The sequence below is a fragment of the Coleofasciculus sp. FACHB-712 genome (assembly GCF_014695635.1).
In the GTDB taxonomy this organism is placed as follows: Bacteria; Cyanobacteriota; Cyanobacteriia; order Cyanobacteriales; family FACHB-T130; genus FACHB-T130.
On the sequence record NZ_JACJOQ010000420.1, the window covers coordinates 1 to 8,707 of the forward strand.

The following is an 8,707-nucleotide window of genomic DNA, read 5'->3' on the forward strand; positions in this document are numbered from 1 at the left end:
GGCAGTAATCATCTACGAATTTCACGGTCGGCTTGGCTTGACGTGGCTCTGTCATATGCTACTTCTGGCTTTGAGCGGTTTTAGCTCATTATCCTCCCTCCAAAGTGACAGAAAAGCGTTAACTAGAGAGATCCAACTGATAACTTATTTACTGACCGCTTTTAAAGAGTCTAGAGGTGCTATAGATGAAATACTTTAGCAGCTAAAGATAGGATGATTAAATCGCCTATAAGCAATGAACAGCTTGATTTGTCACTAGCTAAATACACGTCATACATTGCAGAATCCTGTGGCAGTATTGATGAATTCAGATTCCTACAAGCAAGAATGACAATTCATCACCTATTTACATAATTCTTAGGTTCCAAAAATATAAGGGGCTCCTAAAGCAATAGATGAATCGCAATTTCTCTAATCGAGCTTTGACAAAAATACTAAAAAAACTCGTGTAGAGTGTCGCTAACCCTAAAAGAGCTGGCTGATTCTAATCGATCGTGCTTTATAGCCAAAAATTAACTTGGTTGTGGCGGTATTAAGAACAGGTCACGAGCTATAAACCTTATGATGATAACTACGCTGGTGTTGTTGCCTTGCGCCCCAAGACAAACGCATCTTATCTGTGAAATACCTACTCGACAAGGGGTTCAAGCATTTAGGCTTAAGGCTGAGCAACTGATAAAATTCCTACGGGGAGAGACATCCAGCATTTTAGATGCGTTTTCCCTGCCTTATGCACCTTTATTACCCAATTTTTGAAAATAAGGATTTTTATTGAGTTAAAACGGGTGCGGAGGGACTCGAACCCCCGACAAACTGCTTAGAAGGCAGCTACTCTATCCACCTGAGTTACGCACCCACATGAAAATGGATCGCCAAACTTGGCTCTGTCGTAGATTGTATCTGTGCCGAGTGCTGCAAAGCAACCCAGAAAGCCAAAGCTTTCCAAATATATCGCTCAAGCAGCTTTAAGCTCAATGTAAACTAGAAACCAACATACCCAGACGTTTGGATACGATAGTGTATTAGTCAAGGCGATAGGCGCTACGCGGACGCACTCGCGGCGTTGTCCGATTTTATCCCAGCACCAGGGCTGGATCGCGCCCTTATTCGCGCCCTTATATAGTTTCGTGGCGATCGCTTTTTAGCCGCACCACGCCCCCGGCCAAGTCAGGAGTCATTTGCCAGTGTCATGTTTATTCTGAAACGGCAGGATGTTGAAATTTCTAGCATTCAGCACCCCAAGCGGGAGCAACAGATCCCGATTCTCACTTATCAGGGGCAAACCTTTCGCTTGATCAGTGTATTTGCAGCTAATCAAGCAGAAGAAGCCAGAGCCTTTTGGCGAGACCTTACCGATAACCGTGGCAAAGCCTGCGTTTTGCTGGAAGAGCCAGATCGGTATAGCGTCTGGGGCAAAATTCGTCTAGATCAGCTGGCTGCGGAGGCTAGTAGTGACGTCAAAATTGTCCCTCTCGCCCAAGCTTGCCTTTTGTTGCTCCAGGCGGTTTACATAGACGTTGAAGACCTATTAGGAAACAGACAAGCCGGATTATTTCAAAAAGACCTTAGCGATGTCTTCCGTCAGTGGCACTTTCCCAGTGCGGATGGGCCGGAAGCTGTGAAAAACTTGCTAACAATGGACCCTTTGAGTAGCCTCCAAATTCCCCCTTGGGAGGAACATCATCTGATCACCTTGTTACAAGAACTGCATCGCTTGGGTAAGGAATATTTCGGCAATACCCACTTTGCCCAAGGAGTAAAGGATACATTACAAGATATGCAACCAGGAGAGCGGTCTCAGTTCCTGGAGTGGCTAAATCAATCTCCCCTAGGTAAGCTGTGGCGCTAATCTAAAAAATGTTTGGGAAATATGCCAAAGCTTGCATTAAGATGAGACACTTGCGCTTCTTAAAGGAGATTTGTTAGCAGATTATTAATTGAATTGCATTTGCGATTAAACCTTGCGTGCATCCTTGTTTTGAAAAACTATGAGCAGTTCTTTAGAAAAGTCATCGGAAAAAGTATCCGGTTTACAATCCCTTCTGAGCGTACAGACAGTAATCGTTGCGGGAATAATCTGGGGTGTGCTAGCGCTACTGTATTTTCTGCTGTTTAGCATTTCTGCGCCCGGAGAGGAGCGTCCGCTTTGGTACTCGATTGGAACTTACATTTTTGAAGAGGTAGCTTACCTAGGCGCAGCAGTGCTGTGTTTTAGAAACTGGCGCAGTCCCCAGATTGTTAGCGGACGTAACGTCTGGCTGGGATTTGGACTGGGGATGTTGTGCTATTTTCTCGGGAACCTGTTGTTTTGCTACTGGGAACTGGTTTTACACCAAGAACCCATTGTGTCACCTGGGGATTTGTTTTTTGTCCCTGCCTATTTATTTCTTGCCTGGGGAATGATTTTAGCTGTCATCTCACGGCGACTGAATCTAGAAGTTTGGCAGTGGGCAACCGTTGCAGCGATCGCAGTTGCCGGAATTGCCTTAGCAGTCTGGTTACAGGTTGCCTCCCCGAATAATGCATCCGCTGCAACCCCACCTTTACCCGTAGGAACAACACAGGGAACAACACAGATAGCGAAGGCGACTTCACCCAAGAAAGCGATCGCTGCCACCAAAGCACCAGCCGTCAATAAAACCGCTACTGTGGTGAAAACAGCACAAGCAAAACCCTCTGCTCCTACTGGAGAAAATCAGGCTCCAGCCTGGGTTCTATCAGTAGAAAAATTTCTAGAGCCATTAGGGACCTTTTTGAACATTTTTTACGTTGTTAGCGATATCTTTCTGTTGATCGTTGCCTCGACCGTATTGCTAGCCTTTTGGGGGGGTCGTTTTTCTCAGTCTTGGCGGATGATTGCTGGGGCAGCTTTTTCATACTACGTTGCTGATATGTGGCTGAAATACGCCGATAAGTTCATTGGTGATGATTATCAAAGCGGAGGACTATTGGAAGTATTTTGGGTCTTCAGCGGCGTCCTGTTTGCCATTGGCGCTGTCCTGGAATTTGATACATCCAGTCGTTCCCGTCGTAGCGGACGCAAACGTGCTTAGGAAGTAGCATGAGTGTGAGAAAACTCTCCGAATTAGATAAGCGCGACATCCTCAACCTGTATCGACAGCCAGGAGAGACAACCTCAACCCTGGCTAGTCGTTATGATGTCAGTAATTCAACGATTAGCCGTCTTTTAAAAAGTCGTCTATCAGAGCCAGAATATGAAGCCCTAATCCAGCAAAAGCGAACCAATCGCTCCCATTCAATTTCCGCACCTGCCACTGAAGCTGACGACGAGCCAGTAGAAACATCGCTGACCGCATCGGTAAAGAGCGAAGAATCCTTTCCCCACACTCAAGAATCTTTTGCAGATAGTGATAGTGAGGAATCAGTAGAGGCAAGCCCTACCGCCCCACGGAGGCGTCGCAGGCGCTCCTCAGTCTCTACAGAGGAAGAGAGGGCACAAGAGCAAGAAAACATTCCTTCCGAAATTTTCCCTGGGATCGATTCTTCTCTGCCACTTTTTCAGCTGGCTGTGGATGCCGCACCAAGTAACAACCCCGATCTACTTGATAACAATTACAGTGCAGAAGCCAGTGTCATAGAAGAGATGCTGGGGGAAGACCTGACGGATTTAGAAGACGACGAGGACGAGGACGACGAGGATGACGACGACGATTTAGAAGACCTCCAAGACGAAGACGACTGGGATGATACGCCAACTCTAGAAAGTCCGATTCCAGCAGGAACCTTTAAGCGACAAAACCGTGCTAGCGTTCAAGTTTTACCGCTGTCTAACGCGGTGCTTCCTAAAACCTGCTACTTAGTTGTAGACCGAGCAGCAGAATTAATCGCTAGACCCCTGCGAGAGTTCAGCGATCTCGGACAAATTCCTGCCCAAGAAGTTCAACAGAGAACACTGCCAGTTTTCGATAACCATCGGGTAGCTCGTAGGTTCTCGAACCGCACCCAACGAGTGATTAAAGTTCCAGATGGCAGGATGCTTCAGAAAACTTGTTCGCAACTGCAAGCTAAGGGAATTACTCGCTTGCTGATTGATGGTCAAGTTTATTCGTTATAAGAGGCAGTGGTGAAACGCCGTCAAGTTCTCAAACAGCTGCTACAAACATCCGGCGGGCTGATTGCGGCTAGCTTGCTCCCAGGCTGCCAGTTAACAGGGTCCGTAGAGCCGCTGTTTTTGCTTGACCTGCTCAAGCCAGACTCAAAACTGCCAAAACACCTGCTCACGCCATTGAGCGAATTTTATGTGCAATCTTACGCCTTGCCGCCTAGGATTAACCTGGACAACTGGCGGTTAAAGGTGACGGGTGCTGTTGCCCAGCCGCTGACGCTGACTTTTCAAGACATCATGGCAGCGCCGCAGGAAAATTTCTATTTGACAATGGAATGCATCGGCAATGCCACTGGCGGCAACCTGATTGGAAACGCTCAGTGGACGGGTACCCCTTTGCTACCTTTTCTAGAGCAAGCTGGTGTTAAATCAGAGGCGATAGAATTTAGGCTGCACGGAGCTGATTCCTACGAAACAACATTGCCAGTTGCAGAAGTCATGAGACAAGAAGTGCGACTGGTTCACTAGATGAATGGCGAAGCTCTCAATCAGTCGCATGGCTATCCTTTACGCATCATTATTCCCGGTCACTTTGGTCAGAAGCAACCCAAATGGCTAGTCGAGATTGAAGCTGTCAGCAGCCAGAAGCGAGGTTTTTGGGAACGTCAGGGCTGGTCTAATACCGCAGAAATTCCTACTCATGCGCTGATGCGCCAAGTACAAAACACTCGCGTTTGGAACAGGCAGCATCGGGTGCATTTAGGGCGCATGGGTGAAACAGGTTGGGAAAGCGGCATTTTGATGGCTGGTGTTGCCTTGGACAAATCTAGTCCGATTACAGCCATTGAGGTAAGTACCAACGATGGTAAGACTTGGCAGAATGCCGAGCAGAATCAACCGCCATCTCCCCATGAGTGGACGCTCTGGCGTTATTTGTGGATGCCCCAACAGCCGGGAAATTATACTTTACTTGTTCGCGCAACGTCTTTACGCCAACAGCAGCAACTGAAAGATGATAATCGGATGGATGGTAGTAGTGGCGTTCTGCGAATTCAAGTAAATTTGCAAGCCTAAACGCTAGCCCTTCAGCGATTTAAGACAATTGAGAAATCAGTAACAAACGCGAAGTCTTGTGTCTTTGTTTAAAATAGGTTTTGAGAAACGGATGCTTGTGTAGGATGTATGGCAGTCTTCCCATACACCCAAGCAGAGTAATCTCTGTCATGGATGAATCTTCGCTAGAAAACTATGTTGATTGTTGAATGACACTTCACCTGTCTATAAAAATTAGAGGAATTTATAGATAAACTGACCACCGTATTTTTACGGAAAATGGGTTTTGTAGAGGATTGTTATTAGAAAAATTACTTAATTATTGAGTTTTAAGAAAATATAAAAAAATATTTGTTACATCATCTATTTAAACCTTATAAGGAGGGTAATCTAGAGAAGTAAAATATTGATTAAGGCGTCGGCAAATAACAGATAAAACTGGAATAAAGAAAGATTCTGTTATAAAAACAACCGCAGAAAATGTGGCTATTTAGCCTGGTAAGATTCGTTTCAAGTCTCTTCAACAGTTTATATAAACTAGGGAGCGATCGCGCTATGGAAGTAAGCCATTTACTTAAGCTTTATGAAGACGGACAAAGAGACTTTGCCGGGATCGATCTCAACGGAAGTGACTTGAGGGGAGTGACGCTCATTGGGGTCAATCTCACGGGCGCTAACCTGAGAGGAGCTAATCTGAGTCGAGCTTTCCTAACAAAGTCAGACTTAACGGGTGCTTGCCTAAACTGGGCCGATCTAAGTTTTATCAAACTGAGTGAAGGCAAACTGGTAGAAGCAGACTTGACGAAAGCGAACCTCAGTGGAGCGTTTCTAGTGAAGTCAAAATTGCCTGGAGCCAAACTGAGCGGTGCAAATCTCAGCAGTGCTAATCTTCGAGTAGCTAACCTTTGGGGTGCTAATCTCTGTGGAGCAAATATGCAAAGGATTAATCTGCGGGAAGCAAATCTCAGTGGCGTTAACCTTAGTTGGGCTAATTTGTGCGAAGCGAGACTCACAGGCGCGAAATTGTATGGCGCTTCCTTAAATGGTGTTAACTTCAGAAGAGCTTTTTTAAAAGGATTAGACCTGGGCGGAGTCGATTTAGAGGGAGCCAACCTTAATGATGCCAGATTGAGTGGCGCTAACCTGGAAGGCGCTAACCTGAGCGCAGTAGATCTCAGCCAAGCGACACTGCGTAGGGCCAATCTGAAAGGAGCAGATCTGCGGGGAGCAAACCTGGCAAAGGCGTCTTTGGAAGGGGCAGACTTAAGCTGGACGATTCTGAGTAGAGCAAACTTGAGTGAAGCAGATTTGAGTGAGGCAAAACTGGTAGGAACTAACTTGGAAGATGCTCAAATGAATGGCGCTGTGCTGCCATCAGAACACCAAAACTCATACTCAGAAGCAACTGTTAGTGGTAGTGTGACACCTTTTGAACAACCAGTTAGAGCAATGGTTGGGTAGTTGAGAGAACGCTAACTGATAATTGCTGATAGATTTGGGATTTTTTGTGGACTGGTTACAGGTTATGGGTCGAGATTCTGGTACAACTCGTTACGCTGTAGTGTTGGTAACGGCGTCTTCGCGACAAGAGGCAGAAGCGATCGCGCAAAATTTAGTTGCATCCCAGCTAGCGGCTTGCGTTAACTTCATGCCAGTGCATTCTGTCTATACTTGGCAAGGTAAGGTTAACTCAGAAGAGGAATGGCAGCTAATCATTAAAACAGATTTAGCGCACTTCCCCGCCCTCGAAGCCAAGATTCGAGAGTTGCACTCTTATGCAGTACCAGAAATTATTGCTTTGCCAATCTTAGCTGGCTCTCCACCCTACCTTCAGTGGATTTCAGATAATGTGAGAAATTACCTGTAGATAGCTGCTTCCAGACGTGTTGCTAAGTCAAGGATGTCTTCAATCCTGGCAATTTGCTCGATCCATTCTTCTAGAATATTTTCAATACTGTAATAAATTCCCGCTAAGCCACCAGTAACGGCAGCAGTGGTATCCGTATCGTCACTTAAATTCACCGCTTTTAGTACCGCTTCGGTATGAGAAGAGCTGCCAATGTCAAAAACTTCGCTGTGGGGAGTCCAGAAATCTCAGTTTAACCAACGATAGAAATAGTTAGCTGTTACATTCGGAGAAAATCCATCATGATTTTGCGAAGCAGAAGATAAGGCAGCTATCATCTGACCAAGTGCCAGCAGGTTGATTATAAGTTCCAGAACCTATCATCTCTGTTACAGGTGACTTCACCGATTGATTTGGTAATAAATTTGACTGGAAAACCCAACGCATCACCGGCATAGGCACCGATCAGCCCTGCTAAAACTTTAGAGCTTCTTTTCATTTCAAGTGTTTTATCCGGACTGCTGATGATTCCAGGGTAGTTGGCGATCGCGACTGTGCGTGCATTCAGTCCGTAGTGATTTAAGAGCTAGCAGGGATGGCATTATCTTAAGGAGAATTAGATGCTTGAAGGCGTCATTGTTCCTCTACGCTGCCAAAATTCCCCAACTCTGCGCTCCCACTGCTGCCAGTAAATCATCATATTATCTGGTTCAAACCAGAACACCTCAGCAGGCATTTCCGGAACCGCTACAACCAGCAAGGCATGACGCAGATGGATACCATACTCTTGGTAAAATTTATTAACCGCGCCCATATAAGCCGCTAACTGAAGCGGGCTATCACGGAGGCGTTCAACTGACCCTTTCGGCTTATCAGCAGTTTTCCAGTCACAGACGCAGGGAATGCCCTTATAACTCGCAACGCAATCCACTCGACCCGCATAATTCAAATCGTAGTGGAAGACAGAACCTTCCACCAGCCTTACCTCATGAATATCTTGCAGCACTGGCTCTATGCTATCCCAGTAAGGTTTAGCCGCGTCTGGACAGGCAATATTTTCCCCCAGTAGATAGCGCTGAATGTGCTTGTGCGTGGACGTACCGCGACGGCTAGCAGCACTAGAAATTCGGTTGGCTTTCTCTACTCCAACTCGGTTGCGCCAGTTGAAGAGTGCTTCTCGATCTTCTTGCGGTTTGGTGGCGTTGAGGATAGTGGAGACGCTAGGAAAGCGATCGCCCTTAGCATCCACATAATATTGTTTCCCAGATTCCCGCAGCGTTTTAGCACGGTGATGAGGCAGCAGATTGAGATTTAACGTCATTATTGTCTAGTTATTAAATCAACCAGTTAGGATGATAGCTGCCGATATGGAACGTTCAATAAGGGGCTGAGACGTCCTCTTTAGACACCTTGCTCAGGCTGATTCCGTTCCTGCTCTCTTGCAACCAAATGCAAATCCATTCGCATGGTGGGGCGACCTGTACAAGTCCTTGCCTGTTGTTGCTGTTATTACAGCAGATTGCAGGTATATAGAGTACATTGAGGTCAGTGCATGAACAGGTAGAATGAAACCTTACTCCATCGACTTTCGAGAAAAAGTAGTCAAAGCATACGAACAAGAAAACACATCGATTAGGAAATTAGCAACCAGATTTGATGTGAGCAAAGCCTTTGTACAGAGACTGCTCAAACAAAAGAAAATGAAAGGTCACGTAAAACCAGAAAAGCAGGGTGGAAGCCTG

The 8,707-nt window shown here is 46.1% G+C and carries 8 protein-coding genes, 1 tRNA gene and 2 pseudogenes; 8 read left to right on the forward strand and 3 right to left on the reverse strand.

Translation table 11 applies throughout. The features are described from left to right. Nucleotides 1-199: hypothetical protein (locus H6F50_RS26745; protein ID WP_206754832.1), on the forward strand; the 199-nt coding region annotated here is incomplete at its 5' end. Between the two features lie 583 nt (nt 200-782). Here the strand turns inward: H6F50_RS26745 and H6F50_RS12940 are convergent. Next, a tRNA-Arg gene (locus H6F50_RS12940) sits at nt 783-856 on the reverse strand. Between the two features lie 333 nt (nt 857-1,189). Between H6F50_RS12940 and H6F50_RS12945 the strand changes: the two genes are divergently transcribed. From H6F50_RS12945 to cutA, 6 genes and pseudogenes are all read left to right on the forward strand, one after another. Then, nucleotides 1,190-1,849: an Npun_F0813 family protein gene (locus H6F50_RS12945; protein WP_190411919.1), complete on the forward strand. Its 660-nt coding sequence runs from the start codon at nt 1,190-1,192 to the stop codon at nt 1,847-1,849. A gap of 139 nt (nt 1,850-1,988) precedes the next feature. Continuing rightward, nucleotides 1,989-3,053 (forward strand): hypothetical protein, encoded by a 1,065-nt coding sequence (locus tag H6F50_RS12950; RefSeq protein WP_190411918.1) that lies wholly within the window; start codon nt 1,989-1,991, stop codon nt 3,051-3,053. Nucleotides 3,054-3,061: 8 nt separating this feature from the next. Next, nucleotides 3,062-4,075, forward strand: coding sequence for a hypothetical protein (locus tag H6F50_RS12955; RefSeq protein ID WP_190429016.1), 1,014 nt, complete (start codon nt 3,062-3,064; stop codon nt 4,073-4,075). A gap of 186 nt (nt 4,076-4,261) precedes the next feature. Further along, a pseudogene (locus H6F50_RS27075) lies at nt 4,262-5,140 on the forward strand (molybdopterin-dependent oxidoreductase). Between the two features lie 534 nt (nt 5,141-5,674). Then, nucleotides 5,675-6,580 carry a pentapeptide repeat-containing protein gene (locus H6F50_RS12965; RefSeq protein ID WP_190411915.1) on the forward strand — a complete coding sequence of 302 codons (906 nt, stop codon included), beginning with the start codon at nt 5,675-5,677 and terminating at the stop codon, nt 6,578-6,580. A 64-nt stretch (nt 6,581-6,644) separates the two neighbouring features. Continuing rightward, nucleotides 6,645-6,986, forward strand: a complete 342-nt coding sequence (cutA, locus tag H6F50_RS12970; protein ID WP_190429018.1) for a divalent-cation tolerance protein CutA — start codon at nt 6,645-6,647, stop codon at nt 6,984-6,986. On the opposite strand, the pseudogene H6F50_RS12975 reads toward cutA, so the two are convergent. Next, a pseudogene (locus H6F50_RS12975) lies at nt 6,977-7,464 on the reverse strand (ADP-ribosylglycohydrolase family protein). The gene cutA and the pseudogene H6F50_RS12975 overlap by 10 nt on opposite strands. A 117-nt stretch (nt 7,465-7,581) precedes the next feature. Next, a complete protein-coding gene (locus tag H6F50_RS12980; protein WP_190429017.1) occupies nt 7,582-8,286 on the reverse strand; it encodes a PD-(D/E)XK nuclease family protein in 705 nt (234 codons plus the stop codon). Between the two features lie 244 nt (nt 8,287-8,530). Between H6F50_RS12980 and H6F50_RS12985 the strand changes: the two genes are divergently transcribed. After that, the coding region (locus H6F50_RS12985) for a FeoC-like transcriptional regulator (RefSeq protein ID WP_242029009.1) at nt 8,531-8,707 on the forward strand (177 nt) is incomplete at its 3' end.

Bases quoted from the DNA above. Each gene is read 5' to 3' on its own strand.
- H6F50_RS12945 (WP_190411919.1), top strand. From the start codon at position 1,190: ATGTTTATTCTGAAACGGCAGGATGTTGAAATTTCTAGCATTCAGCAC.
- H6F50_RS12950 (WP_190411918.1), top strand. From the start codon at position 1,989: ATGAGCAGTTCTTTAGAAAAGTCATCGGAAAAAGTATCCGGTTTACAA.
- H6F50_RS12955 (WP_190429016.1), top strand. From the start codon at position 3,062: ATGAGTGTGAGAAAACTCTCCGAATTAGATAAGCGCGACATCCTCAAC.
- H6F50_RS12965 (WP_190411915.1), top strand. From the start codon at position 5,675: ATGGAAGTAAGCCATTTACTTAAGCTTTATGAAGACGGACAAAGAGAC.
- cutA (WP_190429018.1), top strand. From the start codon at position 6,645: ATGGGTCGAGATTCTGGTACAACTCGTTACGCTGTAGTGTTGGTAACG.
- H6F50_RS12980 (WP_190429017.1), bottom strand. From the start codon at position 8,286: ATGACGTTAAATCTCAATCTGCTGCCTCATCACCGTGCTAAAACGCTG.